Here is a 22,459-nt window from a genome sequence, read left to right as displayed (position 1 = left end):
ATGGGTTTTCGCCTCACCGAGATCTACACCCGCCAGGGCGACGCCGGCGACACCGGTCTCGCCGACGGTAGCCGGGTACCCAAGGACCATCCGCGCATCGAGGCCATCGGCGCGGTGGACGAACTCAACAGCGCCCTGGGCCTGCTGCTCGCCGAACTGGCGGACGATACCCGCCTGGCCGAGGTGAGCCAGGTCCTGGCGCCCTGCCAACACCGCCTGTTCGACCTCGGTGGCGAGCTGGCCATGCCCAGCTATCGCGCCCTGCAGGCGGTGGAGATCGAACGCCTGGAGCAGGTCATCGATGGCTGGAACACCGAGCTGGGGCCGCTGGAGAATTTCATCCTGCCTGGCGGCTCCCGTGCCGTGGCCCAGGCCCATGTCTGCCGCACCCTGGCCCGCAGCGCCGAGCGACGCTGCCGCAGCCTGCACGCGGTCGAGCCACTGGAAGGCCAGGGCCTGGCCTATCTCAATCGGCTGTCCGACCTGCTGTTCGTCGCGGCACGCATCGTCGCCCGCCGCCAGGGCGTGAGCGAGGTGCTCTGGCAGGCCGCGCGGCCATGACCAGTGCGCCCGCCGCTCCGCCCCCGCGTCGCCACGAGGGCCTGCTGGCGCTCTGGGACGGCCTGATCCTCATCCTGGTCTGCGTCAACCTGGCGCTGATCCTGTTCGATAGCCTCTATGCCCTGGGGCCGCTCAACCGGGCCCTGGCTTCACTCTTGCCGGGCTTCCACGCCTTCTATGGCGAACGTATCCACGCCCACTTCACCAGCATCGACCTGGTGTTCGTCGCCTTCTTCATCGCCGACGTGCTGCTCGGCTGGCTGGTGGCGGTGATCGAGCGCCGCCATGCCCGCTGGTACCACTACCCCTTCATCCATTGGTACGACGTGCTCGGTTGCATCCCCTTGGGCGGCTTCCGCCTACTGCGGGCGCTGCGCATCATCTCGCTGCTCTTGCGCCTGCAGCGCCTGGGGCTGATCGACATGCGCCGCTGGCAGCCCTATCGGCTGTTCGACCACTACTACCAGCTGCTCATGGAAGACCTGTCGGATCGGGTGATGATCAAGATCTGCGGCGAATTGCAGGACGAGCTGAACACCCGCGACGACTTCTCCCAGAGCGTCATCGACCGTGTCATCCGCCCGCGCAAGCAGCGGCTGATCGATGGCATGGCGCTGCGCATCCAGACCATGGTGGAACAGGGTTACACGCAGAACCGCGCCACCCTGGAGCGCCTGGTAGGCGATGTGGTGCAACGTGCGCTGGACGACAATCCCGACCTGGCCCGCCTCAAGCGGCTACCCATGGGCGAGCGCCTGGCCGACACCCTGGACGGGGTGCTCACCGACATCGTCAACGGCCTGGTGCGGGAGGCGGCGGCCAGTCTGCGTACCCGCGACTTCCGCGCCCTGGCCAGTCGCCTGGCCGACCACGGTTTCGATCAGAGCCTGCCCAGCGGCGCCCAGGACAGTGCCCTGGACGACGTGCTGGTGGAAATCCTCGAGGTGTTCAAGCAGAAGGTCCTGCAGCGTCGGCTCGATCAGCTCGATGGCGAGCTCTGGCCGCAGGAGTGGCAGCGCAGCGAGATCGATCCGATCAACGCGCCCCGGCGCTGATCTGCTGCTGCAGGTTCTGCACCTGGCTCTGCAGGGTGGTGATGTTGCGGGTGGTCTGCAGGCGGAAGGCGTCGAACTCCTTGCTGTCCGGCCCGACCGGGCGGGCGTCCAGCTCGCTGCGCAGCACCAGCAGATCCTGCTGGATGTCGCCCAGCGCCTGGCTCTGAGCGCTCGGCTTCTTCAGCGCGGCGATGTCCGCCTGCAGCGCCTTGTTCTGGGCGTTCAGGCTGGCCACCTGCTCGGCCAAGTTGCCGGCCTGGGCCACGCCGTTCTTCAGCGCGGCCTGCTCGTCGGCCAACGCCTTCAGCCGCGTGTCCACCTCGCTGCTGCCGGTCTGCACCGTCTGCAGCGCCGTGGAAAGGTTCTGCAGACGATTGTCCTGAGCCTGCTGGTTGTCGCTCACGCCCTGCTGCTGACGCGTGAGCTCGGCGACCTTGGTCTGCAGCGTCTTGACCTGCAGCAGCAAGGCCTCGCGGCTGGTGGTGCCGGAGGACTCGCTTTCCACCAGCTTGCCGGAGATATCACGCAGCCGGCCCTGGGCATCCTCGCTGATGCGGGCGAAGTTTTCCTGGGTGGCCACCACCTGCTCCTGCATCAGCACCAGTTGCTGGTGACTCCACCAGGCGACGCCGGCCAGGGCCAGGGTCAGGGCGGCGACCAGCACCCACAGCGGCGCCGTGGAAGGGCCGCGCCGGACCGGGCGAGCATGAACGGCGGCGGGCTCGTGATAGACCTCGTCGGCCTCGACCGGCCGGCGACCAACGGGGCGGCGGTCGTCGCGCTCCGGTGTCAGGCTCGGGACATTGTCCATTTCATCGAGAAGATCGTTGCGCATGGCAGACCTATGACCAGAAAGCGGAAGTCGGAAATGCGGCCAGTATAGCGGCCACGTCTGGAGAGACGAGGGGCAGGCGGCGCGGATTCATGTCGGGATCGTGCACCGCCACGCACTCTGCATCGATATCAATACGCCATCAAGGGGCGCAGCATCCGGACGGGGGGCGCGATCTAGTGTGGTGTTTCAGAAGTTCGCGCAAGAATTGGCGAGTGATTTTTGTTCATGGGCTAGGCGCCGCGACGAGTCATAGCAGGGCTATGGCGAGGAGTGGCAACGACGTCCAAGGACAAAAAACGCCGCCAAAATTGTGCAGATAACTTCTGAAACACCGCACTAGGCGGGACCGCTGCGCGCGGGTCGCGTGCGTGGTCGATACTCTTCCAAGGCGGCCCAGGAACCGGCTTCCGGGCGAAAGCCGAAGGCCTCCTGGGCGGCACGGATGTCGAGGGTGAAGGGACTGTCCAGCAATGCGGGCCAGCGCGCCTCCTGGCGCGGGGTGCGCAAGCGCGCATAGAGGGCGCGCGGACTCAGGGCCGGCGCCTGGGTCACCGCCGGCAGCTCGAAGCGCCGCAGCAGGAAGTTGACCGCATCCCAGCACACCAGCGGCTGGCCGTCGCTGAGGTTGAACACCTTGCCGCTGGCCGCCTTCGGTTGCTCCAGCAGCAGCGTCACCAGCGCCTGACGTAGACTGGCGGCACTGGTGAAGTCCCAACGATTGAGGCCACTGCCGCGCCGCCAGAGCTGTTTGGCCTTGGCCCGCTCGAGCAGCCAGCGCGCCCAGTCGCGATCGGCCAGGCCAAGCACCTGCGCCGGGCGCAGTATCGTCACCTGGGGGCCGAATTCCCCGGCGGCCAGGGCCAGGCGCTCCAGTTGCAGGCGTCGCTGGGCCTCACTGCCCCGCGGCTTGGCCGGTACCTGGTCTTCCTTGAGCCCTTCGCCGCCGCGTTCGTAGACACGAGCGGAAGAGACGTAGACGAATTGGGCCACCTGCTGCTGCAGGCAAGCCTCGATCAGCACATGGCCCTGGCTCAGGGCCGCGGGGGTGGGTACGCCCGCCACGTCGGCGCAGTGGGCGATGGCATCGATGTCGTCGCACAGGGCCACCACCTGCTCGGGCTGGTCGAGCAGTGCCGGCCGGTATTCGGCGCCGCGCTCGACCAGGGCATCCAGGGTCGCGCCGGGACGGCCGTGCACCCGCACCAGTTGGCCGCGGTCGAGCAGATCGCAGGCCAGGCCTGCCCCGAGCGCCTCGCTGGCGCCCGTGATCAAGATACGCATGTCGCTAGGATTCCCCAAAGGTGCCGCGGCCGCGCCGTGGCGACCGGGCGGCCAGTGTAACCAAAGCCCCGGACGGGCGCCGCTAGCGTACCAGCCAGTCGCCGGCGCTGCGCTCCAGATGCCGTGTCAGGGCCTGCAGCGGGGCGCCGCCATTGCGCCAGTGGTGCCAGAACAGCGGTACGTCCACCCAGAGACCTGGCGCCAGGTCCACCAGGGCGCCGCTGGCACGGGCGGCAGCGCTCTGGATGTCCGGCAGCAGGCCCCAGCCGATGCCGCTCAGGGTCATCTGCAGGAAGCCTTCGGCGGAGGGGCAAAGGTGATAGTCGAAGGGATCGGTGATGCCCAACTGCTCCAGGTAGCGGTGCTGTAGCCGATCGTCCGGGCCGAAGACGATGGCCGGCGCCCGCGCCAACGCCAGGGGGTCCGGCAGGCCAGCCAGTTGCCGAGCGCGAAAGTCCGGACTGGCCAGGGCCCGATAGCGCATGGCGCCCAGGGCGCTGACCCGGGCGCCAGCCAGGGGCTGGCCACTGGCGCAGAGACAGGCCGCCACCTCGCCCGCGCGCATGCGTCTGAGCACCACGTCCTGGTCTTCCACCACCAGATCCAGCAGCACCCCCTGCGCCCTCACCCAGGGGCCGACTGCCAGCGGCCACCAGTTGGCCAGGCTGTCGGCATTGAGGGCGATGCGTAGGCGTTGCGGTACCTCCTCGGCCAGTCCCGGGACCTCGCTACCCAGGTCGGCCTCCAGCAGGCGCACTTGCTGGATATGCCGCAGCAGGCGTAATCCCGGCGCGGTGGGCTGGGGTGGCGTCTCCCGGACCAGTACCGCCTGGCCGACCCGGGCTTCGAGCAACTTGATGCGCTGGGAGACGGCCGACTGCGACAGGCCCAGCCGTCGGGCGGCGCGCTCGAAGCCGCCCTCTTCCACCACGACGGCCAGCGCTTCCAGCAATTTGTAGTCGATCATCGATTTGGCTAATGCTGCATAAGGAATATTGGTTTTTCTTATACCCCCGAACCCGGCAAGGTAGCAGCCATTCCACGACGACAAGGCGTCATTCCGCAATGAACAGCTATTTCACCGGGCTACTGACCATGGCCAGCTTGATCATGGCGCTGGGTGCGCAGAACACCTACCTGCTGGCCCAGGGTCTGCGTCGTGAGCACCACTTGGCCATCGCCGCCTTCTGCCTGACCTGCGACGTGATCCTGGTGGCCGCCGGGGTGCTGGGCCTGGCGGCGCTGATCCAGCACAGTCCGCTGCTGGTGGTGATCCTGCGCTGGGGCGGCGCCGCCTTCCTGATCTGGTATGGCGCCCAGGCCTTGCGCCGGGCCTGGCGACCAGCGGCCCTGGGCAGTCTGGAAGCCGCGAATCCGCGTAGTCGGCGCCAGGCGCTGCTGGCCGCGGCGGCGGTCTCCCTGCTCAATCCCCACGTCTACCTCGATACGGTGCTGCTGGTGGGTTCGCTGGGCAGCCAGCAGACGGCGCCCCTGGCCTATGTATTCGGCGCCGCCACCGCCTCCCTGCTGTGGTTCTTCGGCCTCGCCCTGGGTGCGGCCTGGGCCGCGCCCTACCTGGCGCGACCAAACGTATGGCGGCTGATCGATCTGCTGGTGGCACTGGTGATGTTCGCCGTGGCGGCCCAGTTACTGGTCTCCGCCTGAGACTGGCCTTAGCCGCGCGGGAGCCCTAAGCTGCGGTTCTGCTTTCCGTATCGAGATCCGTCATGCCCTTCGCCCGCTCGCTCCGCAGTCAGAGCCTGCTGCTTTTCGGTGGCAGCCTGCTGCTGATGCTGCTGATCGCCCTGGCCGGCTTCGCCCTGCTCTCCCGCGAGTTGAATCGCTACCAGAGCCTGGTCGAGGGGCCCTTGGAGCGGCTGGTGGAGATCGATGACACCCACCTGAGCTTCAAGATCCAGGTGCAGGAATGGAAGAACCTGCTGCTGCGCGGCAGCGATCCGGACACCGCCGAGCGCTACTGGCAGGCGTTCCTGACCCAGGAGAAAGAGGTCGACCAGCGCCTGCAACGCCTGGCTGCCAGCGTCGACGAAGATCTACGCCCGCGCCTGACCGCCCTGCGTGCCCAGCATGCCCGCCTGGGTGAGCGCTATCGCGCCGGTCGCGCGGCCTATCTGGCCAATGGCCGCGATCCGCGACGGGGCGATGCGGAGGTCCGCGGGATCGATCGGGAGACCGCCGATGGCTTCGCCACCCTGGTGGCCGAGCTGCACGGCCGCACCGCCGCCCAGGTCGCCACCATCCGTGCCGAAGCGCAACGCGACATCCTGCTCGGTGGCCTGGCGCTGCTGCTCTGCGGCGGTGGCCTGCTGTTCCTCGGTGTGCGGCTGGTGGAGCGGCGCCTGGTCGATCCACTGGTGGCCTGCGCCCGGCAACTGGGCCAACTGGCCCGTGGGCGTTTCGGCGAACGCCTGCCGGTGGGGCGGGACGACGAGCTGGGCCGCCTGACCCAGAGCACCAACCTGCTGCGCGACGCCGCCGTGCAGCACACCCACGACCTGCGCCACCAGGCCGCCGAAGTCGAATCCCTGAGCGCCCTGCTGGCCGCCCAGCTGTTGACCGAGCCCGGCCAGCCAACGCGGGAGATCGACACTCAGACGCTGAAAGACGTCAGCCGGCGCCTGGCCGATGTCGCCCGGGATCTGCAGGACGCGGCCACCCAACGTCAGGACTGACGCCCAGGACTTAGAGAGACGCCGGCACCTCGCGCCACTCACCCGGTGCCAGGCCATCCAGCGCCCAGGGACCGATGCGCACCCGTACCAGTCGCAGCGTCGGCAGCCCCACGGCGGCGGTCATGCGGCGCACCTGGCGATTGCGTCCTTCGCGGATGGTCAGTTCCACCCAGGCGGTGGGCACGCTCTTGCGAAAGCGCACCGGCGGATCGCGCTCCCAGAGCACCGGCGCCTCGGCCAGCAAGCGGGCTTCGGCGGGCAGGGTCGGACCGTCATTGAGCTCCACGCCCTCACGTAGCTGCTGCAACTGCGCTTCCGTGGGCGTGCCCTCTACCTGGGCCCAATAGGTCTTGGGCAGCTTGTGCCTGGGATCGGCGATGCGCGCCTGCAGCTGGCCATCGTTGGTCAGCAGCAACAGGCCTTCGCTGTCGCGGTCGAGCCGGCCGGCGGGATAGACGCCTGGCACTGCAACGAAAGCCTTCAGGGTCGCACGGCCGTCGGCGTCGGCGAACTGGGTGAGCACATCGAAGGGTTTGTTGAGCAGTAGCAACCGCGGCGTGGCCGGTGGCGCCTTGGCCTGGCGGCGGGGCCGGGGGCCGGCAGCGGAACGAGGATTTCGCGGCATGGATAGCTAAGGGGTAAGCTGGGCCGTCCAGTCTAATCGCCCGAGGTCCCATGCGCATCTTTCGTCCGCTGTGGCTGATCCACCTCCTTGCCCTGACCGGCTGCGCCTCATCGGCCTACGAAGGTCCGCGCTCCGACCATTTCGACGGTGAACGCTTCTACAATCTGGCACCACGCGAGGACAAGAGTCTCTGGACATTGCTCAAGTGGCAGTTCACCCGGACACGTCCGCAATGGACATGGCAGGACGGCCCGGCCGTGCCGACGCGTCCTCCTGCGCGGGTCGAAGGTAGCGAGCTACGGGTGACCTTCATCAATCACGCCACCCTGCTGATCCAGCATCAGGGCCTCAACATCCTCACCGATCCAGTCTGGTCGAAACGGGTCAGCCCCTTCACCTTCATCGGCCCGAAGCGCTATCACGCCCCCGGCGTGGCCCTGGATGATCTGCCGCCGCTGGACCTGATCTTCGTCAGCCATAGCCACTACGACCACCTGGATCTAGCGACCCTGAGGCGCCTGGCCGAGCGCGCGCCCTTGACGCCGGTGGTGACACCCCTGGGCAACGCCGAACTGATTCGTCGCGAGACCGGCTTCGTCACGGTGACTGAATTGGATTGGTGGCAAAGCCTGCCGCTAAAGGAGGGGCTGCGCCTGCATCTGGTACCGGGCCAGCACTGGTCGGCGCGCAGTCGCTTCGATACCAATCGCCGGCTCTGGGGTGGCTTCGTGCTGGAAGCGCCGGAGGGACCGATCTATTTCGCCGGAGATACCGGCTGGGGCCCGCATTTTGCGGAGATCCGCGAACGTCTGGGGGCGCCCCGCTTCGCCGCCATCCCCATCGGCGCCTATGAGCCGCGCTGGTTCATGAAGGACAGCCACCTGAACCCGGACGATGCCGTACGGGCCCATCAGGTGCTGGAGGCGCGTAGCAGTCTGGGTATCCATTTCGGCACCTTTCCGCTCAGCGACGAAGAGCAATTCGCCCCACCTCGCGACCTCGCTCACGCGCGCGCGCTGCATGGTCTGGCGGATGCGGACTTTCGAGCGCCAACGCCGGGCGAGGTCTGGTCGGTGCCCTGAGTGGCTACTCGACCAGGCCCTTGTCCCACAGGCGCACCAGCTCGCTGGGCGCGCGGTCTTCGGGGATCAGTAGGGTCAGTTCGTCTTCCTGCTCGGCGGGCTGCGGGCGGAAGCGTAGCTCCACCTTGAAATAGCGCTGATCACCCCGCCCGACCTGGGTCGGCTCGCCGGATTCCGGCAGACAGCGCTCCAGCACCGAGCAGATGCGCCCGCGCTGTGCGCTGTCGTACTGGCCGAATTCGATCTCCCGCGGTTTGCTCAGCGCATGCAAGGGGGCAAAGCCGCCCTGTCGCGAGAGCCTGACCACGGTGTCCTTGCCCAGCGGAGGTAATTCGCGCATCACCGTTCTCCTTTAACTCAGGGTAACGCCCACACCAGCCCAGGCCTCTTCGACAGCCCGCACCTCAGCCGACTCCGCCCCGAAGCGCCGACCGGCATTGGATACCGTCAATCGAGCAAAGGCGGCGAAATCCGCGTCGTTGGCCAGGCGGCTGTCACACAGGGTGTCATACCAGATCGGACCGGCCTTTTCCCAGGCATGGCCGCCGAGGGCCACCGCCGCCAGATAGAAGGCGCGGTTGGGAATGCCCGAGTTGAGGTGGACGCCGCCGTTGTCTTCGCGGGTTTCGATGTAATCGCGCATATGGCCAGGCTGGGGGTCCTTGCCCAGCGTCGGATCGTCGTAGGCCGTGCCGGGCTCGGCCATGGATCTCAGCCCCTTGCCGTTGATTCGGTCGGTGAGCAACCCGGCCCCGATGATCCAGTCCGCCTCGGCCGCGGTCTGCTTGAGCTGGTATTGCTTGACCAAGCTGCCGAAAACATCGGACACCGACTCGTTCAACGCGCCGGACTGATTGAAATAGACCAATCCGGCCTCGCTCTCGGTGACGCCATGGGCCAGCTCGTGGGCAATGACGTCCAGGGCGATGGTGAAACGATTGAAGATCTCGCCGTCGCCATCGCCGAACACCATCTGCTCGCCGTTCCAGAAGGCGTTCTGGTACTCCTGGCCATAGTGCACGGTGCCGGCCAGGGGCAGGCCCTGGCCATCGATGGAGTTGCGGCCGAATACCTCATAGAAGAAGGTGAAGGTGGCGCCGAGGTAATCGTAGGCCTCGTCCACCGCCACGTCGCTGACCGCCGCCTGCCCTTCCTGGCGGACCAGTCGCCCCGGTAACTGCATGGCATTGCCGGCATCGAAGATGCTGCGCTGCGGACTGGCGTCATCGGTGCGCGGCAAGGCGCCGACCGGTGCCTGGCGCACTCCCGGCCGGCCGGGATTGTGCAGCAGGCTCTGGACATGGCTGAGGGTGGTCAGGGCGCAGGAACGCTGGTGCTCGTCGCCATGATCGATGATGCGGCCAAGAATGTAGGGGGGAATCACCCCCTGGATAGTGCCCTGGTTGCGAGACATGCGCGCCCTCCTCCGTTGGGGACAGGGTCCCCGGTCACCGCTGCGTGCGGCCTCTATTCCTTGGACCGCAAAACACCCAGACGACTCCCGCCTCTTCACCCCGGCGCCAGCTTCTGGTACAAAGCACCCCACGCGGGCGTCGTATAATGGCATTACCTGAGCTTCCCAAGCTCATGACGAGGGTTCGATTCCCTTCGCCCGCTCCAGATTTCATGCGGCTTTCAGCAGTTGAGAGCCGGTCGCCAGGCAAGCTGGTGACAGTTTTGGTGACAGTTGGCTTCCAGCGCTGCACCGATCTCTATCCACCCTCCCGCCTGCCAACAGCCTCTTTTCAGGGTCGGGCCAGGGGCTGGCGTTACCGCCGTTACCCACCGCTCGAAAATCTTTGTACGCCTTGGCTAACCTGGCTTTGAGCCGTTTGTCGTGGCTGTTCCCTGGCCGTTATCCAAGGTTCTGCAGTAACAAAATAGACTGTTACTCAGGATTCTTCAGAACCCCTCTGGCAAGCGGCTTCGCGGCTGGAGAACGGGCGCGGGAACGCTGAGGGAACGGCACGACGGCAGGGGCTGGAAGCCAGGCCTGACGCGGTCTACGCCCAACCGGAGGCTGGATCGGAACGCTGGTAACGGCGTACGTACCCCCTATCCCGGTGCGATCCCCAGGCATGAAAAAGCCCCTGGCAGTTCAGGCTGCCAGGGGCTTTTGCGTTTCGGCTCAGGCGGCGGCGATGCGCTCGACGGCCGGCTGCTCGGCCTGCCACTGGTCGTAGGCGGCCTGCATCGACAACCAGAAGCGCGCAGTGGACAGGCCGGCACGCTCCAGACGCACGGCGAGGTCGGCGCGGATCGGCTTGCGGCCGTGCACCACGCCGGACAGGTAGACGCGGCTGAAGTGCAGCCGGCGCGCGGCCTCGGCGATCTTGATCGGGGTTTCCTCGAGCACCGTTGCCAAAACGGCGCCGGGATGCGGGGGGCTATGCATGGCCATGGGGCCTCCGTGTCGGTGGTAGTCGAAAGTGTGATCTTTGGGTTTACACCCAGTAACGCCTCTCTCTGCGGCTTGTCCCCTTCCGGCCTACAACCCCCGCGCGTTGCCGCGTCGCGGTGGCCGTTCGACCATGACCAGCACTACCCCTATGCCTGCGAGACCCTGGCATGGCCAACCCCACTCCGCCTTTCCCTTTCTCCAGTCCGAACCGGCCGCGTCCCGAGGAGTTGCGCTGATGACCACCGTTCTGCGTACCCAGCATGGCGACACCCTCGACCTCGTCTGCCTGCGGCACTACGGCTACACCCGCGGCGTCACCGAGGCCGCCCTCGACCACAACCCAGGCCTGGCCGAACTCGGTCCGGTCCTGCCCATCGGCACCCCCGTCACCCTGCCAGATGTCCCCACCACGGCCACCGCCGGCACCGCCGCGCAACAGCCGGTGAACCTCTGGGATTGATCCCATGCGCGAGAAACCCGACATGCCCGACCGCCCCGATACCTGGGCCTTTCTGATCGCCTGGTTCCAGGATCACTGGCCCTCCTTCTATGCCGGCCTGATCGGCACAGGCATCGCCGCCCTGCGCGTCGCCTATGGCGGCGGCAGCTGGCGCCAGATGCTATTGGAGGCGCCACTGTGCGGTCTGATCACCGTCAGCGCCTGTGGCGGCTTCGAACTGTTCAATCTGTCCAGCACCACGGCGCCGTTCTTCGGCGGGATCATCGGCCTGCTCGGCGTCGAAGGGGTGCGCAAGCTGGCTGATCGCTACCTCGACCGCAAGGTGGATCTGCAATGAGTGCGGCCACGTCTTTGCGCCAGGGCGACCAGGGCCCGGGAGTGCAAGCCTTGCAGCAGGCACTGGCCGCCCAAGGTTTCGCTCTTGTCGCCAGCGGCACTTTCGACGCAACGACCCTGGCCGCCGTCCAGGCCTTCCAGAGCCGTGCCGGCCTGCCGGCGGATGGCCTCGCCGGTCCGCGTACCCTGGCCGCGTTGGGCGGCGCCGCGGATCCCCGCCAGTTGGCCCCCGCCGATCTGCAGAGCGCCGCCGCCACCCTGGCCGTGCCCCTGGCCGCCGTCCAGGCGGTCACCGAAGTCGAATCCCGTGGCAGTGGCTTCCTGGAAGACGGCCGTCCGGTGATCCTCTTCGAACGCCACGTCTTCTACGCCCGCCTGGTTGAACGCCGCGGCCGCGCCACGGCCGAGTTGCTGGCTCGGGACTATCCCAACCTGGTCAATCCGCAACCCGGCGGCTATGGCAACGGCGCCAGCGAATGGCAACGGATCACCCTGGCGCGCCAGCTCGACGAGAACCTGGCCCTGGAGTCGGCCAGCTGGGGCCTGTTCCAGATCATGGGCTACCACTGGCAGACGCTGGGCTATGCCGGGATCCAGGACTTCGCCGAGCGCCTGAGCAGCGGCGCGGCGGCGCAACTTGAGGCCTTCGTGCGCTTCCTGCGCACCCAGCCGGGGCTGCTGCAGGCGCTGCGCACCGGCAAATGGGCGGATTTCGCCCGCGGCTACAACGGCCCCGGCTATGCGCGCAATCTCTACGACATCAAGCTGGCGCGCGCCTTCGCTCGCTATAAAGCGGAGTCCGCTCGATGAGCCACGACCCGCAGTGGCCCAGCAGCGATGGCGACGTTTTCATCCTGCCGGCCGGGGCCTCCCTGGAAGACGCCGAACGCCTGGCCGAGACCATCCAGCGCACCAGCCCGGGGGTCAAGGCCATCGTGGTGGTCGGCGATCCCCGCCACCTGGACCGCGCGGCGCTCGGCCACGCCGGCTGGCGACCGCTATGAACCTGCTGGCGGCACGTCTGCTCGGCGCCCTGGCGCTGCTGGTCGGCTGCGTCCTGCTCGGCTTGCTGCTGCATGCCCAGCAGTTGCGCCTGCAGCTGACCGGTGCCGAGCGCGACAGTGCCCGCCAGGCCGCCGGCACAGCCCAGGCCGAACTGCGCCAGCTACAGCAGGTGCTGGACCAGCAACGCGCCGCCCAGCGCCAACTCCAGACCACCCAACACGACCTGCGCCGCGAACTGGATCTTCGCCGGCGCCGGTTGCAGGAGCTCGAAGATGAAAACCGCGATCTCAAGGCCTGGGCTGCTCAGCCTCTGCCTGCTGCAGCTCGCCGGCTGCGCCAGCGCCCCACCCTCGACGGTGCCGGCGCTTACCGTGACTGGCTGTCCGCTGGTGACGCCCTGCCAGCTGCCGGCCACGGCGCCGCGCAGTAACGGCGACCTGCTCGCCGACGCCGACACCCTGGAGGCGGCGTGGGCAGACTGCGCCGCCCAGGTCGACCAGATCTACACCCTACAGCAGGCCCAGCATGAACAAACCCGCTAGTCTTCGCGCCCAGTTGCTCGCCAGCATCCCGGAACTGCACGACAACCCCAGTCGCCTGGCGCTCACCGTCACCCAGGGCCGGCTGCACTGCACCGGCGCCACCAGCCTGTCCTGGGAGTACGCCTACCAGGTGCGCCTGAGCCTCAGCGACTTCGCCGGCGACGTCGACCTGGTGCTCCTGGCGCTGCTGCTCTGGGTCCGGGAGAACCAGTCCGACTTGCTGGTCAATCTCGACCAGGCCGCCCAGGGCATCGGCTTCGAGATGACCGCGAACGGCCTCACCCTGCTGCTGCCGCTCACCGAAAGAGTGGTGACCGAGCGCCAGGCGGACGGCTCCTACCAACTGACCCGCCCCGCCGAGCCGCACTACAGCCCCTACCTGGACGCCGGTACCTGGCAGCTGTCCACGGCGGATGGCACCCTCGGCGAATGGCAGTCCAGCGCCGCCGGCGACGCCGTGGCGCTGGCCATGCCGCATCCGAAGCGCAGTCAGGGCTGAGGCGACCGCCTGTCGTCATAGCGCTGTCGACCCAGGCCTGCCGCGCCTTCAGCGAGGGCACCGGCCGCCCGCACGACATCGCCCTGCTGGCCAGCATCAAGTACTGAAGGAGTGCCCATGGACAAGCTCGTCTATCAGCTCGACCACACCGGCTTCTACCTGGGCGAGACCGTCGCCGACGAGTCCCCGCTCGATCCCGGCGTCTATCTCCTGCCGGCGCGTTGCGTGGAAACGCCGCCGCCCACCACCTGGGAAGACAGCCAGTGGCCGCGCTGGGACGGCAGCGCCTGGCGCCTGGTCAACCGTCCCAAGGCCTACGCAGCCGAGGACCCGGTCGACAAGCTCAAGGCCTTCCTGGCGGCCAACCCGGACGTGGCCCGGCTGATCGGCACCGCCTGAACTTGTCGGCCGTGTGCCGACAACGCCCGCCGGCTGCACGGCGCCCGGGCGAGCGCCATGCTGGTGGCATGAACGATTTCGCCGCGCTCTCCCGCCTCCTCGAGAACCTGATCCGCCTCGGCACCATCGCCGCGGTGGACCACGGCAGTCTCACCGAACCCCGCCCCGCCCGCGTGCGCGTGCAGAGCGGCGAGCTGCTCACCGGCTGGCTGCCCTGGCTGACGCTACGCGCCGGCAGCAGCCGCGAGTGGGACCCGCCGACTATCGGCGAGCAGGTCGTGCTGCTCAGCCCCAGCGGCCAGACCACACAGGGCATCGTCCTCTGCGGTCTGTTCAGCCAGCTGCTGCCGGCCAATGGCGATCGTGCCGACCTGCATAGACGCAGCTACCCGGACGGCGCCGTCATCGAATACGACAGCCAGGCCCATCGCCTGAGCGCCGTGTTGCCCGCGGGCGGGGTCACGCAGCTGACCAGCCCCGGCGGCATCACCATCGTCGGCCCCATCACCCACCAGGGCGACTACACCCAGACCGGCAACCAGCAGGTCACCGGCCAGGTCACCGTCAGCCAGGACGTGGTGGCGGCCGGCATCAGCCTGGTCAAGCACACCCACGGCGGCGTCCAGAGCGGCGGCAGCCAGACAGGAGCACCCGCATGAATCGCAACACCGGCCAGGCCCTGGGCGACCTCGAGCACCTGCAACAATCGGTCACCGACATCCTCACCACGCCGATCGGCAGCCGCCTGATGCGGCGCGACTACGGTTGCGACCTGTTCCGCCTGCTCGACCAGCCGCTCAACGGTGCTCTCGGCCTGCAGGCCAAGGCCGTCGCGGTGATCGCCCTGCTGCGCTGGGAGCCGCGCCTCAACCTCACCCATATCGATCTGGTGCAGGGCGAACGTCCCGGCCAGGCCTTCATCGAGCTGGAGGGCTACAGCACCGTCAACGACGCGGCCGTCAACCTGCGCGCTCCGCTGGTGCTCGGTGGCCTGTCATGACTACCTTCACCCCCATCGACCTGAGCCAGCTGCCAGCGCCGAGCGTGGTGGAGCCGCTGGATTTCGAAAGCCTGTTGCAGGCGCGCAAGGAGCGGCTGGTCAGCCTCTGGCCCGTAGCCGAGCAGGCCGCCCTGCGCGCCCGTCTGGCGCTGGAGTCCGAGCCGCTGACCAAGCTGCTCGAGGAAAACACCTATCGCGAATTGCTGCTGCGCCAGCGGGTCAACGAGGCGGCGCTGGGCACCATGCTGGCCAAGGCGCTTGGCAGCGACCTGGAGCAGATCGCCGCGGGCGTCAACCTCGCGCGCCTGGTCGTCACCCCCGCCAACCCCAACGCCATGCCGCCCACCGCGGCCGTGCTGGAGACGGACGATGCCCTGCGCGAACGGGTGCAGATGGCCTGGGAGGGCCTCAGCGTGGCCGGGCCGCGCAATGCCTACATCCTGCATGCGCGCAACGCCAGCGGTAAGGTCGCCGACGCCAGCGCCATCAGTCCCAGCCCCGCCGTGGTGACCGTCACCGTGCAGAGTCTGGAGGGCGACGGCAGTGCCTCGGCGGAGTTGCTGGCTACCGTCAGCCAGGCCCTCAACGACGAGGACGTGCGTCCGGTGGGCGATCGTCTCACCGTGCAATCGGCGCAGATCCTCACCTACCAGGTCAAGGCCGTGCTGCACCTGGCCAACACCGGGGCCGAGGGCGAAGTCATCCTGGCCACCGCCCGCCAGCAACTGGCCGCCTACGTTAACCAGCGTCGCCGTCTCGGTGTGCGAGTATCGCGCTCCGGCATCGATGCCGCGCTGCACGTCGCCGGGGTGGCCTGGGTCGAGCTCAAGGACTGGCAGGACCTGACCCCGACCGAAGCCCAGGCGGCCTACTGCTCCGCTATTAGCGTCACCCTGGGCGCCTGACCATGAAGACGCTGCTGCCGCCCAACAGCACCCCGCTGGAACGCCTAGCCGCCGAAGCCCTGGCCGGCATCGGCGAGGTGCCCGTCCCGCTGCGCGACCTGGCCGACCCCGACCGTTGCCCAGAAGAACTGTTGCCCTACCTGGCCTGGGCCCGCTCGGTGGATCGCTGGGACAGCACCTGGAGCGAGGCCACCAAGCGCCAGGTCATCAAGTCCGCCTACTTCGTCCATGCCCACAAGGGCACCATCGGCGCCCTGCGTCGGGTGGTGGAACCCCTGGGCTACCTGATCCGCGTGCACGAGTGGTGGCAGGAGAGCCCGACCGGCATCCCGGGCACCTTCCGCCTGGACGTCGGGGTACTCGACAGCGGCATCACCGAGACCATGTATGACGCCATGAGCCTGCTGATCGACGATGCCCGCCCAGTCGGCCGGCACCTGATCGGTTTGGCCATCAGCCTGGAAACCCGCGGTACCGCAGGTGTCGGCCTCGCGACCTACCAGGGCGAGATCCTCAGCGTCTACGCCTATCAGCCCGACGCCATCGTCGTCAGCGGCCAAGCCCTGCTCGGCGCCGGCAGCACCCACACCCTCGACACCCTGAGCATCTATCCATGAGCCAGACCTACTACGCCATCCTCACGGCCATCGGCGAGGCCAAGCTGGCCAACGCCGCGGCGCTCAACACCACCCTGAAGATCGCCAAGATGGCGGTCGGCGATGGTGGTGGCGCCGTGCCTACGCCCACACGCACCCAGACGGCCCTGGCCGGCGAGTGGTACCGCGCCGGCCTCAATACCCTGAGCGTCGATCCCAGCAACAGCAGCCAGATCATTGCCGAGCTGGTCATTCCCGAAGCCACCGGCGGCAACTGGATCCGCGAAATGGGGCTTTACGACAGCGACGGCAACCTGATCGCCGTGGCCAACACCCCGCCCAGCTACAAGCCACAATTGGCCGAGGGCTCCGGCCGGACCCAGGTGCTGCGCATGATCCTGGTGGTGAGCAGCACCAGTGCCGTGGAGCTCAAGATCGATCCCAGCGTGATCCTGGCCACTCGGCAGTATGTGGACGATGCCATTACCGTGGCCGTCAACCGGCTGGACTTCAAGCAGTCGGTGCGGGTGGCTACCACTGCGAACCTCACGCTGAGCGGTACCCAGACTGTCGATGGCGTGGCCTTGGTGGTGGGTGAGCGGGTGCTGGTGAAGGACCAAGCTACCGCCTCGGCAAATGGTCTATACATCGTGGCAGCTGGGTCTTGGTCGCGCACGTCCGATACTGACAGCGCTACCGAAGTAACATCAGGCCTGTTGGTGGCCGTCGAGGAGGGCACGACAAATGCAGACACCCTTTGGCAGTTGGTGACCGATGGGCCGATTGTGCTCGGCACGACGTCGCTGAACTTCGTGCCGTTCTACAACGGCACGCAGCTGGCAGCCATGCTGGACAAGAAAGCTAATATCAATAGCCCTGAACTTGTCGCGCCGAAGCGAACCTTATCGCCAAATCGGTCGAGCACTTCAAAGGAGCTCGCGGACGTCGCTTATGTTGAAAAAGTTATAGGCAATAGAAGCTCAAGCTCTGCGCAAATATACGTATCGACTGCTTTAAAGCCAGAAATGGCTGGTGCTATTTTTCAAATGTGCGCGACATCTACGGTTACCATAACACTCCCTATTGTGGCGACATGCAGGATTGGTGATACATTTAGATTTTTCTCGAACACTGATCATCCTTTTATTCTTAAAGTTAGCGGTAGTGACGACTATATCGCCAGAGGCAATTTGATTGCTGTTAAGTCATTAGTTCTGGCACCAGGCGAAAGCGTTGAGCTGTCCGTTACGGACGGGATTAACTGGTTTGTAACAGGCGGTTCGTTAGGCGCCAAGGTTGGCGCGCAGATAAACATGAGCGCGTTCCGGGCCTGGAACTCTGTTTCGCAATCGATCTCAGCGTCTACATTTACCAAATTAATTTATTCCACAAAAACTATAGATGTGCTCGGAGAATATAACGCAGCGCGTGGTGAATTCACGACCACCTATGATGGGTTATATGAATTTTCGGCAGCCATACATGGCATCCCCAGCTCAAATAAACAAGCATCGCGTGTATTAATGCTATATGCAAATGGCGCAGAAATAAGCAGACTGCAAGAAGACACCTATGTCGCCAATCAATCAGCAATGTGTGGAACAAGTGGCGTCGTGAAACTTTCGGCAGGCGACGTTGTTTCTTTCTATTACAACACCAGCATCGCAGACGATACTTATGTTGATCAAGCTCTGTCGTGGTGCTCAGGCAGGAGGGTTATTTGATGGTCGCCTCGCTACATGATGCGTTAGTTAGTCTGTTTCCATCCGTTGATCCCGCGATATCCTGGGTGCTGCGGAACGATGGCGACGGCGATTACATCGCGCAATGGAATCTCGATAGTAAGGCCCCTGGCACCGAGGTCCTGGCCGCTGCGGCGGTTGCTGCATCCGGTCTTGCAGCCATCGCCGCCGAACGCGCCTGGCGTGATGCCGAGTTGGGCGAGACAGAATGGCAGGTTGCACGGCACCGCGACGAGCTCGACGCCGGCACCACCACCACTCTCTCGGCGGATCAGTTCGCCGAGCTACTAGCCTACCGGCAGGCGCTGCGCCACTGGCCCGCGGCGAAAGCGTTCCCTGACGGCACGTCACGCCCGGTCGCTCCAACCTGGCTGGCGGCCACTCGACCGCCTAGGGCGTAATCAATTGAGCGAGATGACAGTAGCGACGCAATAGCACCCAGGAAATTTCGAACCATATTGCTTATCGTAGCGGGTGGCTATAGCACGATGCTGCTTGAGCTTGGCGAAGAAGTTTTCGATCAGTGCCACGCCTTGTACAGCGTTCTATCGTAGTTGCGCATCACGCTGCACGTCGGAAAGAAGTTTTCGCCGATTTAGCTATTGAGGACACCAACTGGTGCTGTGGAGCCAACCAGGCTGGTTCTCCTCGGCGTTCTGCGACCAAGTACCAGGGCTCACGCAGTCACAACTCTACAGCCCAGCAAAGTTGGCCCAGGCCGGGCCACTAATCTGAGCTCGATCTTGTAGTGCTCCCCGTTACAACCCCCACCCCATGACCCGGCTCGCCGGGTCCGCCAGCCTGTGCAGCGTCATCCCTTCCCGGCGCCTCCCTACCATGGCCGATCCCGCGATACCCAGCCGCCAGTCCAGTCCTGCACATCGCCGTTGCCGATCCAACTCCAACCGCGATCCGGAGCGCCGAGCGCGTGCCCCCGGCGTTGCCCATCCGCCCCACCCTCGCGGAGTCCACCAATGATCGATCTCTCGCAACTCCCCCCACCGACCGTCGTCGAGCCGCTCGATTTCGAGACGCTGCTGGCGCAGCGCAAGGCGCGGCTGCTGTCCCTCTGGCCGGCGGCCGAGCAGGAGTCCCTGGCCGCCCGGCTGGCGCTGGAATCCGAGCCGCTGACCAAGCTGCTCGAGGAAAACACCTATCGCGAGTTGCTGCTGCGCCAGCGCATCAACGAAGGCGCCAAGGCCACGCTGCTGGCCTATGCGACCGGTAGTGACCTGGAGAACCTGGCCGCCTGGTATGGCGTCACCCGGGCACTGGTCACTCCAGCCGATTCCACCGCTAAGCCGCCTCGCGCAGCCGTCTACGAAAGCGATGAACGCCTGCGCCAGCGCACCCAGCTGGCGCTGGAGGGCTTCACCACCGCCGGCTCGCGCAACGCCTACCGCTACCACGCCCTGTCCGCCTCGCCTCAGGTCAAGGACGTGGCCATCCTGCGCCCACTCCAGGGCACGGTACGGGTGGTGGTGCTCGCGGCCACGGGCGACGGCACCCCCGACTCCGCCCTGCTGGCTCAGGTGGCGGCCACCCTCAATGACGAAGACGTGCGCCCGCTGTGCGACACCGTCGAGGTCGGTGCCGCTGCGATCGTCACCTACGAGGTCAAGGCCACCCTGCAGCTTTACCCCGGTCCCGAACTGACCGTGGTCCGGCAGAATGCCCTGGCCAAGGCCCAGGCCTATGTCGCCGAACGCCATGCCCTGGGCAAGGACGTCACCCGCTCCGGCCTGTTCGCCGCCCTGCACCAGAGCGGCGTGCACAACGTGCGCCTGGCCAGCCCGGCGAGCGACCTCGTGGTGGCCGCCGACCAGGCGGCCTATTGCAGCGCCATCAGCCTGATCACGGAGGTTGCCGATGACGCCTGAGTCGCTGCTGCCACCCAACCGCACCCGTCTCGAAACGGCCCTGGCCACGGCCGGCGCCGACCTCGCGGCGCTGCCCGTGCCCTTGCGCGATCTCTGGAATCCTTGGCAGTGCCCGGCCGGCCTGCTGCCCTGGCTGGCCTGGGCCGTCTCGGTGGACGACTGGGACGCCAACTGGGGCGAGGACAGGAAGCGCCAGGTGATCGCCGACTCGGTGCGCATCCATCGCCATAAGGGTACCCGCGGCGCGGTGAGCCGGGCGCTGGCCAACCTGCTCGGTAACCAGGACTTCACCCTGCTCGAAGGCGCCCAGGGCGGTCACTACGACGCCAGCTACGTCTACGACGGCGAGCGCTTCCACAGCCATGCCGAGCACTGGGCCCAGTACCGCCTGTACGTCCGGCAACCCATCAGCGTCGCCCAGGCGGCACTGATCCGCAGCACCCTGGCCGACGTCGCCCCGGCGCGCTGCGAGCTGCTGTCCCTCAACTTCACCGCCGCACTCAACGACCACAGCGGCACCTTCCACTACGACGCAAGCTATACCTACGGAGTCGCCTGATGACCAATCTCACCGAGCAAAACCAGTACGAAGACGGGATCTACCAGATCGAGAAGAGCGACCCGGTGGTCGGCGGTGCGGACGGCATCTCCAACCGCCAGGCCAACCAGTTGGCTAACCGCACCCGCTGGCTCAAGACACGCCTGGACGGCCTGCTCGACGGCAGCCGTAGCGCCGCCCTGGCCACTCGCCTGGCCACGCCCCGCAAGATCAACGGCGTGGCCTTCGACGGCAGCACCGACATCACCGTCCAGGACGCCACCAAGGCACCGCTCGACTCGCCCACGCTGACCGGCAAGCCCATTGCGCCGCGTCCAGCACCGGGCACCACCAGCGACCAGGTGCAGACCGCAGCTGGCGTACTGGCGCAATTAGCGGCCTTCGGCGTGGGCGCCGAGTCGGTGAACGGCATCGACCTGAACCTCAATCAGGCCACACTCGGCAGCACCGTCCGCTACGAGGGGACTCAGGGCAAGGCCGTCGCCCAGAACTACCCACGCGTCACCGCTACCGACTCCGCGCTAGTCGCCTTCGACGTCATCACCCATGGTTCGTCTATCCGCACTGTGCAGCTGGCCACCGAGGTGTTCGGCAGCTCTGGTAGCCGGGCACGCTCCTTCATGCGCGTCCGGCATGACAGCACCTGGTTCGACTGGCGTGAGCTGGCGATGACCGACACCCTGGCCAAGGTCGCCACCGGCGGTCGCTTCGCTGACCTACCCAACGAGCTGCAACATTGGCTCGCTGGCAAATCCGCTACCAATGGCTGGAAAAGCGTCTACCTGCAGAACCAGGAGCCCACCGGCAACCTTGCCCTGGAGATGGCCAACGCTGGGGGCTGGATTGTCGGATCCATTCAAGGTGTCCAGGACGGGAATGGTGGCTGGTCGCAAAGACTTTTCTATACGCCGCCGGGAGATATCGCCAAGGACCGCCGGGTCGAGTGGCTGTCCGTCTACACCGATGGCGTGGTGAAGCTGGGCGGTGCCACCTTACCTGCTGGCCGTACCGGACAGATCCTGACCAGCGAAGGCGATCAGGCGGCCAACGGTACCAAGCGCTTCAATGGCGAAGTCCAGACTGCCAATTCGAACGGCTGGCGCCATGTGGGCAGCGATTACGGCTCCTTCTGGCGCAACGATGGTACTGCACTCTATCTATTGCTCACCGCCAAAGGTGATGCCTATGGCAACTGGAACGACCTACGTCCCTTCGCCGTGAATCTGGCTACCGGCCGGGTAGCCATGTCCGCCGGACTCGAGACCCTGACCGTCGCCTATGGTGACCGCAGCAACAACGCGGCCTCCACTGCCTACGTGCTCAACGCCATCGGCGATCGTGCCGGTGCCATCGAATACTTCGCCCGCACCACCGCTCCGAATGGCTATCTCAAGGCCAACGGTGCCGCCGTCAGCCGCACCACCTATGCGACGCTATTCGCCGCCATCGGTACCTCCTTCGGGGCCGGCGACGGTTCCACCACCTTCAACCTGCCCGATCTGCGCGGTGAATTCATTCGCGGCTGGGATGACAGCCGCGGGGTGGATAGCGGACGGACCTTCGGCAGCCTGCAAAGTGGTCAGAACGCCAGCCACAGCCATGCCGCTACGGCAAGTAACGCGGGTGCCCACAGTCACACCACCTCGGTGAAAGCCGACCGTGCCAATGGCGAAGGCAATGCCGTCTACGGCGACGAGAACTGGTATAGCGACAACGTTCCCCTAACATCGTCCGTGGCCGGCGATCACACCCACACCATCAGTATCGCGGCCTCCGGCGGCAACGAGTCCCGCCCGCGTAACATCGCCCTGCTCGCCTGCATCAAGTACTGATGCGCGGCTAGCCCACCTGGTACCGACAAGCCCCCGCCCAGGGGGCTTTTCATTTCTGCCCCAACCCGCCTGACAAGCTGTTGACTTGTACCCCCAGCGCCCACAACTCCCCCACCACGACAGGCGCCAGGGATTGCGCCAGCCTGTGCAACGTCACCTCACCATCCGCGC

28 protein-coding genes, 1 tRNA gene and 1 pseudogene are annotated in these 22,459 nt (G+C 66.4%); 23 read left to right on the top strand and 7 right to left on the bottom strand.

Translation table 11 applies throughout. The annotated features are described in order from the left end of the window. Both QZ471_RS18945 and QZ471_RS18940 read left to right on the top strand, forming a co-directional pair. Nucleotides 1–561, top strand: a complete 561-nt coding sequence (locus QZ471_RS18945; RefSeq protein WP_295466646.1) for a cob(I)yrinic acid a,c-diamide adenosyltransferase — start codon at nt 1–3, stop codon at nt 559–561. Continuing rightward, nucleotides 558–1,616 carry an ion transporter gene (locus QZ471_RS18940; protein WP_295466644.1) on the top strand — a complete coding sequence of 353 codons (1,059 nt, stop codon included), beginning with the start codon at nt 558–560 and terminating at the stop codon, nt 1,614–1,616. The genes QZ471_RS18945 and QZ471_RS18940 overlap by 4 nt, the downstream gene beginning before the upstream one ends. On the opposite strand, the gene QZ471_RS18935 is transcribed toward QZ471_RS18940, so the two are convergent. From QZ471_RS18935 to QZ471_RS18925, 3 genes are all read right to left on the bottom strand, one after another. Beyond that, the gene (locus tag QZ471_RS18935) at nt 1,597–2,451 is read right to left on the bottom strand and encodes an ATPase (protein ID WP_295466643.1); all 855 of its coding nucleotides are present in this window, start codon (nt 2,449–2,451) and stop codon (nt 1,597–1,599) included. The two genes, QZ471_RS18940 and QZ471_RS18935, sit on opposite strands and share 20 nt — an antisense overlap. 336 nt (nt 2,452–2,787) lie before the next feature. Continuing rightward, on the bottom strand, nt 2,788–3,732 hold the full coding sequence (locus QZ471_RS18930; protein WP_295466641.1) for an NAD(P)-dependent oxidoreductase: 945 nt from the start codon (nt 3,730–3,732) through the stop codon (nt 2,788–2,790). A gap of 82 nt (nt 3,733–3,814) precedes the next feature. Continuing rightward, nucleotides 3,815–4,699 (bottom strand): LysR family transcriptional regulator ArgP, encoded by an 885-nt coding sequence (locus QZ471_RS18925; protein ID WP_295466639.1) that lies wholly within the window; start codon nt 4,697–4,699, stop codon nt 3,815–3,817. 98 nt (nt 4,700–4,797) lie between these two features. Between QZ471_RS18925 and QZ471_RS18920 the strand changes: the two genes are divergently transcribed. Both QZ471_RS18920 and QZ471_RS18915 read left to right on the top strand, forming a co-directional pair. Beyond that, the gene (locus QZ471_RS18920; RefSeq protein ID WP_295466637.1) at nt 4,798–5,397 is read left to right on the top strand and encodes a LysE/ArgO family amino acid transporter; all 600 of its coding nucleotides are present in this window, start codon (nt 4,798–4,800) and stop codon (nt 5,395–5,397) included. A gap of 62 nt (nt 5,398–5,459) precedes the next feature. Next, a complete protein-coding gene (locus QZ471_RS18915; protein WP_295466635.1) occupies nt 5,460–6,425 on the top strand; it encodes a HAMP domain-containing protein in 966 nt (321 codons plus the stop codon). A gap of 10 nt (nt 6,426–6,435) precedes the next feature. On the opposite strand, the gene QZ471_RS18910 is transcribed toward QZ471_RS18915, so the two are convergent. Further along, nucleotides 6,436–7,050 carry a pseudouridine synthase gene (locus QZ471_RS18910; RefSeq protein ID WP_295466633.1) on the bottom strand — a complete coding sequence of 205 codons (615 nt, stop codon included), beginning with the start codon at nt 7,048–7,050 and terminating at the stop codon, nt 6,436–6,438. A gap of 50 nt (nt 7,051–7,100) precedes the next feature. Between QZ471_RS18910 and QZ471_RS18905 the strand changes: the two genes are divergently transcribed. After that, nucleotides 7,101–8,132, top strand: a complete 1,032-nt coding sequence (locus QZ471_RS18905) for an MBL fold metallo-hydrolase (RefSeq protein WP_295466631.1) — start codon at nt 7,101–7,103, stop codon at nt 8,130–8,132. A 4-nt stretch (nt 8,133–8,136) separates the two neighbouring features. Here QZ471_RS18905 and QZ471_RS18900 read toward each other — a convergent pair whose 3' ends face one another. Then, nucleotides 8,137–8,472, bottom strand: coding sequence for a protealysin inhibitor emfourin (locus QZ471_RS18900; RefSeq protein WP_017640065.1), 336 nt, complete (start codon nt 8,470–8,472; stop codon nt 8,137–8,139). A gap of 12 nt (nt 8,473–8,484) precedes the next feature. Beyond that, nucleotides 8,485–9,546 (bottom strand): M4 family metallopeptidase, encoded by a 1,062-nt coding sequence (locus tag QZ471_RS18895; RefSeq protein ID WP_295466628.1) that lies wholly within the window; start codon nt 9,544–9,546, stop codon nt 8,485–8,487. A 132-nt stretch (nt 9,547–9,678) separates the two neighbouring features. Here QZ471_RS18895 and QZ471_RS18890 point away from each other — a divergent pair. Continuing rightward, nucleotides 9,679–9,752, top strand: a tRNA-Gly gene (locus QZ471_RS18890). A 508-nt stretch (nt 9,753–10,260) separates the two neighbouring features. Here QZ471_RS18890 and QZ471_RS18885 read toward each other — a convergent pair. Further along, nucleotides 10,261–10,533: a HigA family addiction module antitoxin gene (locus QZ471_RS18885; RefSeq protein WP_295466626.1), complete on the bottom strand. Its 273-nt coding sequence runs from the start codon at nt 10,531–10,533 to the stop codon at nt 10,261–10,263. Between the two features lie 235 nt (nt 10,534–10,768). Here QZ471_RS18885 and QZ471_RS18880 point away from each other — a divergent pair, with 235 nt between their 5' ends. The 17 genes and pseudogenes from QZ471_RS18880 (at nt 10,769) to QZ471_RS18800 (ending at nt 22,288) form a co-directional block, all read left to right on the top strand. Next, nucleotides 10,769–10,993 (top strand): tail protein X, encoded by a 225-nt coding sequence (locus QZ471_RS18880; protein WP_295466624.1) that lies wholly within the window; start codon nt 10,769–10,771, stop codon nt 10,991–10,993. 22 nt (nt 10,994–11,015) lie between these two features. After that, nucleotides 11,016–11,330, top strand: coding sequence for a phage holin, lambda family (locus QZ471_RS18875; RefSeq protein ID WP_295466783.1), 315 nt, complete (start codon nt 11,016–11,018; stop codon nt 11,328–11,330). Continuing rightward, nucleotides 11,327–12,139: an N-acetylmuramidase family protein gene (locus tag QZ471_RS18870; RefSeq protein WP_295466622.1), complete on the top strand. Its 813-nt coding sequence runs from the start codon at nt 11,327–11,329 to the stop codon at nt 12,137–12,139. Before QZ471_RS18875 ends, QZ471_RS18870 begins: the two co-directional genes overlap by 4 nt. Then, nucleotides 12,136–12,333 carry a hypothetical protein gene (locus QZ471_RS18865; protein WP_295466620.1) on the top strand — a complete coding sequence of 66 codons (198 nt, stop codon included), beginning with the start codon at nt 12,136–12,138 and terminating at the stop codon, nt 12,331–12,333. Before QZ471_RS18870 ends, QZ471_RS18865 begins: the two co-directional genes overlap by 4 nt. Next, nucleotides 12,330–12,686, top strand: a pseudogene (locus QZ471_RS18860) (LysB family phage lysis regulatory protein); the annotation flags it as partial. The gene QZ471_RS18865 and the pseudogene QZ471_RS18860, both read left to right, overlap by 4 nt. Continuing rightward, nucleotides 12,607–12,876 (top strand): Rz1-like lysis system protein LysC, encoded by a 270-nt coding sequence (lysC, locus tag QZ471_RS18855; protein WP_295466618.1) that lies wholly within the window; start codon nt 12,607–12,609, stop codon nt 12,874–12,876. The pseudogene QZ471_RS18860 and the gene lysC, both read left to right, overlap by 80 nt. Then, nucleotides 12,860–13,375 carry a phage tail protein gene (locus QZ471_RS18850; RefSeq protein WP_295466616.1) on the top strand — a complete coding sequence of 172 codons (516 nt, stop codon included), beginning with the start codon at nt 12,860–12,862 and terminating at the stop codon, nt 13,373–13,375. The genes lysC and QZ471_RS18850 overlap by 17 nt, the downstream gene beginning before the upstream one ends. Before the next feature lie 117 nt (nt 13,376–13,492). Beyond that, nucleotides 13,493–13,774: a phage tail protein gene (locus tag QZ471_RS18845; RefSeq protein ID WP_295466614.1), complete on the top strand. Its 282-nt coding sequence runs from the start codon at nt 13,493–13,495 to the stop codon at nt 13,772–13,774. A 68-nt stretch (nt 13,775–13,842) separates the two neighbouring features. After that, nucleotides 13,843–14,433: a phage baseplate assembly protein V gene (locus QZ471_RS18840; protein WP_295466612.1), complete on the top strand. Its 591-nt coding sequence runs from the start codon at nt 13,843–13,845 to the stop codon at nt 14,431–14,433. Continuing rightward, nucleotides 14,430–14,774, top strand: a complete 345-nt coding sequence (locus QZ471_RS18835) for a GPW/gp25 family protein (RefSeq protein WP_295466610.1) — start codon at nt 14,430–14,432, stop codon at nt 14,772–14,774. Before QZ471_RS18840 ends, QZ471_RS18835 begins: the two co-directional genes overlap by 4 nt. Continuing rightward, nucleotides 14,771–15,679, top strand: coding sequence for a baseplate J/gp47 family protein (locus QZ471_RS18830; RefSeq protein WP_295466608.1), 909 nt, complete (start codon nt 14,771–14,773; stop codon nt 15,677–15,679). Before QZ471_RS18835 ends, QZ471_RS18830 begins: the two co-directional genes overlap by 4 nt. Beyond that, nucleotides 15,676–16,296, top strand: a complete 621-nt coding sequence (locus QZ471_RS18825; RefSeq protein WP_295466781.1) for a phage tail protein I — start codon at nt 15,676–15,678, stop codon at nt 16,294–16,296. The genes QZ471_RS18830 and QZ471_RS18825 overlap by 4 nt, the downstream gene beginning before the upstream one ends. Beyond that, nucleotides 16,293–17,999: a phage tail protein gene (locus tag QZ471_RS18820; RefSeq protein ID WP_295466606.1), complete on the top strand. Its 1,707-nt coding sequence runs from the start codon at nt 16,293–16,295 to the stop codon at nt 17,997–17,999. The genes QZ471_RS18825 and QZ471_RS18820 overlap by 4 nt, the downstream gene beginning before the upstream one ends. Continuing rightward, nucleotides 17,999–18,418, top strand: a complete 420-nt coding sequence (locus QZ471_RS18815) for an XkdW family protein (RefSeq protein WP_295466604.1) — start codon at nt 17,999–18,001, stop codon at nt 18,416–18,418. The genes QZ471_RS18820 and QZ471_RS18815 overlap by 1 nt, the downstream gene beginning before the upstream one ends. A 573-nt stretch (nt 18,419–18,991) precedes the next feature. Continuing rightward, entirely contained in the window at nt 18,992–19,897 is a 906-nt protein-coding gene (locus tag QZ471_RS18810; protein WP_295466602.1) for a baseplate J/gp47 family protein, read from the top strand. Further along, the gene (locus QZ471_RS18805; RefSeq protein ID WP_295466600.1) at nt 19,887–20,456 is read left to right on the top strand and encodes a phage tail protein I; all 570 of its coding nucleotides are present in this window, start codon (nt 19,887–19,889) and stop codon (nt 20,454–20,456) included. The genes QZ471_RS18810 and QZ471_RS18805 overlap by 11 nt, the downstream gene beginning before the upstream one ends. Then, nucleotides 20,456–22,288, top strand: a complete 1,833-nt coding sequence (locus QZ471_RS18800; protein WP_295466598.1) for a phage tail protein — start codon at nt 20,456–20,458, stop codon at nt 22,286–22,288. Before QZ471_RS18805 ends, QZ471_RS18800 begins: the two co-directional genes overlap by 1 nt. The last annotated feature ends 171 nt before the right edge of the window (nt 22,289–22,459 follow it).

This window comes from uncultured Pseudomonas sp. (assembly GCF_913774235.1).
Lineage (GTDB): Bacteria > Pseudomonadota > Gammaproteobacteria > Pseudomonadales > Pseudomonadaceae > Chryseomonas.
This window is presented reverse-complemented; position numbering and strand designations above follow the sequence as displayed.

Excerpts from the sequence above, each read along its gene's own strand:
- QZ471_RS18850 (WP_295466616.1), top strand. The coding sequence starts at position 12,860 with ATGAACAAACCCGCTAGTCTTCGCGCCCAGTTGCTCGCCAGCATCCCG.
- QZ471_RS18885 (WP_295466626.1), bottom strand. The coding sequence starts at position 10,533 with ATGGCCATGCATAGCCCCCCGCATCCCGGCGCCGTTTTGGCAACGGTG.
- QZ471_RS18820 (WP_295466606.1), top strand. The coding sequence starts at position 16,293 with ATGAGCCAGACCTACTACGCCATCCTCACGGCCATCGGCGAGGCCAAG.
- QZ471_RS18880 (WP_295466624.1), top strand. The coding sequence starts at position 10,769 with ATGACCACCGTTCTGCGTACCCAGCATGGCGACACCCTCGACCTCGTC.
- QZ471_RS18805 (WP_295466600.1), top strand. The coding sequence starts at position 19,887 with ATGACGCCTGAGTCGCTGCTGCCACCCAACCGCACCCGTCTCGAAACG.
- QZ471_RS18875 (WP_295466783.1), top strand. The coding sequence starts at position 11,016 with ATGCCCGACCGCCCCGATACCTGGGCCTTTCTGATCGCCTGGTTCCAG.
- QZ471_RS18925 (WP_295466639.1), bottom strand. The coding sequence starts at position 4,699 with ATGATCGACTACAAATTGCTGGAAGCGCTGGCCGTCGTGGTGGAAGAG.
- QZ471_RS18945 (WP_295466646.1), top strand. The coding sequence starts at position 1 with ATGGGTTTTCGCCTCACCGAGATCTACACCCGCCAGGGCGACGCCGGC.
- QZ471_RS18815 (WP_295466604.1), top strand. The coding sequence starts at position 17,999 with ATGGTCGCCTCGCTACATGATGCGTTAGTTAGTCTGTTTCCATCCGTT.
- QZ471_RS18900 (WP_017640065.1), bottom strand. The coding sequence starts at position 8,472 with ATGCGCGAATTACCTCCGCTGGGCAAGGACACCGTGGTCAGGCTCTCG.
- lysC (WP_295466618.1), top strand. The coding sequence starts at position 12,607 with ATGAAAACCGCGATCTCAAGGCCTGGGCTGCTCAGCCTCTGCCTGCTG.
- QZ471_RS18870 (WP_295466622.1), top strand. The coding sequence starts at position 11,327 with ATGAGTGCGGCCACGTCTTTGCGCCAGGGCGACCAGGGCCCGGGAGTG.
- QZ471_RS18920 (WP_295466637.1), top strand. The coding sequence starts at position 4,798 with ATGAACAGCTATTTCACCGGGCTACTGACCATGGCCAGCTTGATCATG.
- QZ471_RS18810 (WP_295466602.1), top strand. The coding sequence starts at position 18,992 with ATGATCGATCTCTCGCAACTCCCCCCACCGACCGTCGTCGAGCCGCTC.
- QZ471_RS18915 (WP_295466635.1), top strand. The coding sequence starts at position 5,460 with ATGCCCTTCGCCCGCTCGCTCCGCAGTCAGAGCCTGCTGCTTTTCGGT.
- QZ471_RS18895 (WP_295466628.1), bottom strand. The coding sequence starts at position 9,546 with ATGTCTCGCAACCAGGGCACTATCCAGGGGGTGATTCCCCCCTACATT.
- QZ471_RS18865 (WP_295466620.1), top strand. The coding sequence starts at position 12,136 with ATGAGCCACGACCCGCAGTGGCCCAGCAGCGATGGCGACGTTTTCATC.
- QZ471_RS18930 (WP_295466641.1), bottom strand. The coding sequence starts at position 3,732 with ATGCGTATCTTGATCACGGGCGCCAGCGAGGCGCTCGGGGCAGGCCTG.
- QZ471_RS18840 (WP_295466612.1), top strand. The coding sequence starts at position 13,843 with ATGAACGATTTCGCCGCGCTCTCCCGCCTCCTCGAGAACCTGATCCGC.
- QZ471_RS18800 (WP_295466598.1), top strand. The coding sequence starts at position 20,456 with ATGACCAATCTCACCGAGCAAAACCAGTACGAAGACGGGATCTACCAG.
- QZ471_RS18940 (WP_295466644.1), top strand. The coding sequence starts at position 558 with ATGACCAGTGCGCCCGCCGCTCCGCCCCCGCGTCGCCACGAGGGCCTG.
- QZ471_RS18905 (WP_295466631.1), top strand. The coding sequence starts at position 7,101 with ATGCGCATCTTTCGTCCGCTGTGGCTGATCCACCTCCTTGCCCTGACC.
- QZ471_RS18830 (WP_295466608.1), top strand. The coding sequence starts at position 14,771 with ATGACTACCTTCACCCCCATCGACCTGAGCCAGCTGCCAGCGCCGAGC.
- QZ471_RS18910 (WP_295466633.1), bottom strand. The coding sequence starts at position 7,050 with ATGCCGCGAAATCCTCGTTCCGCTGCCGGCCCCCGGCCCCGCCGCCAG.
- QZ471_RS18845 (WP_295466614.1), top strand. The coding sequence starts at position 13,493 with ATGGACAAGCTCGTCTATCAGCTCGACCACACCGGCTTCTACCTGGGC.
- QZ471_RS18835 (WP_295466610.1), top strand. The coding sequence starts at position 14,430 with ATGAATCGCAACACCGGCCAGGCCCTGGGCGACCTCGAGCACCTGCAA.
- QZ471_RS18935 (WP_295466643.1), bottom strand. The coding sequence starts at position 2,451 with ATGCGCAACGATCTTCTCGATGAAATGGACAATGTCCCGAGCCTGACA.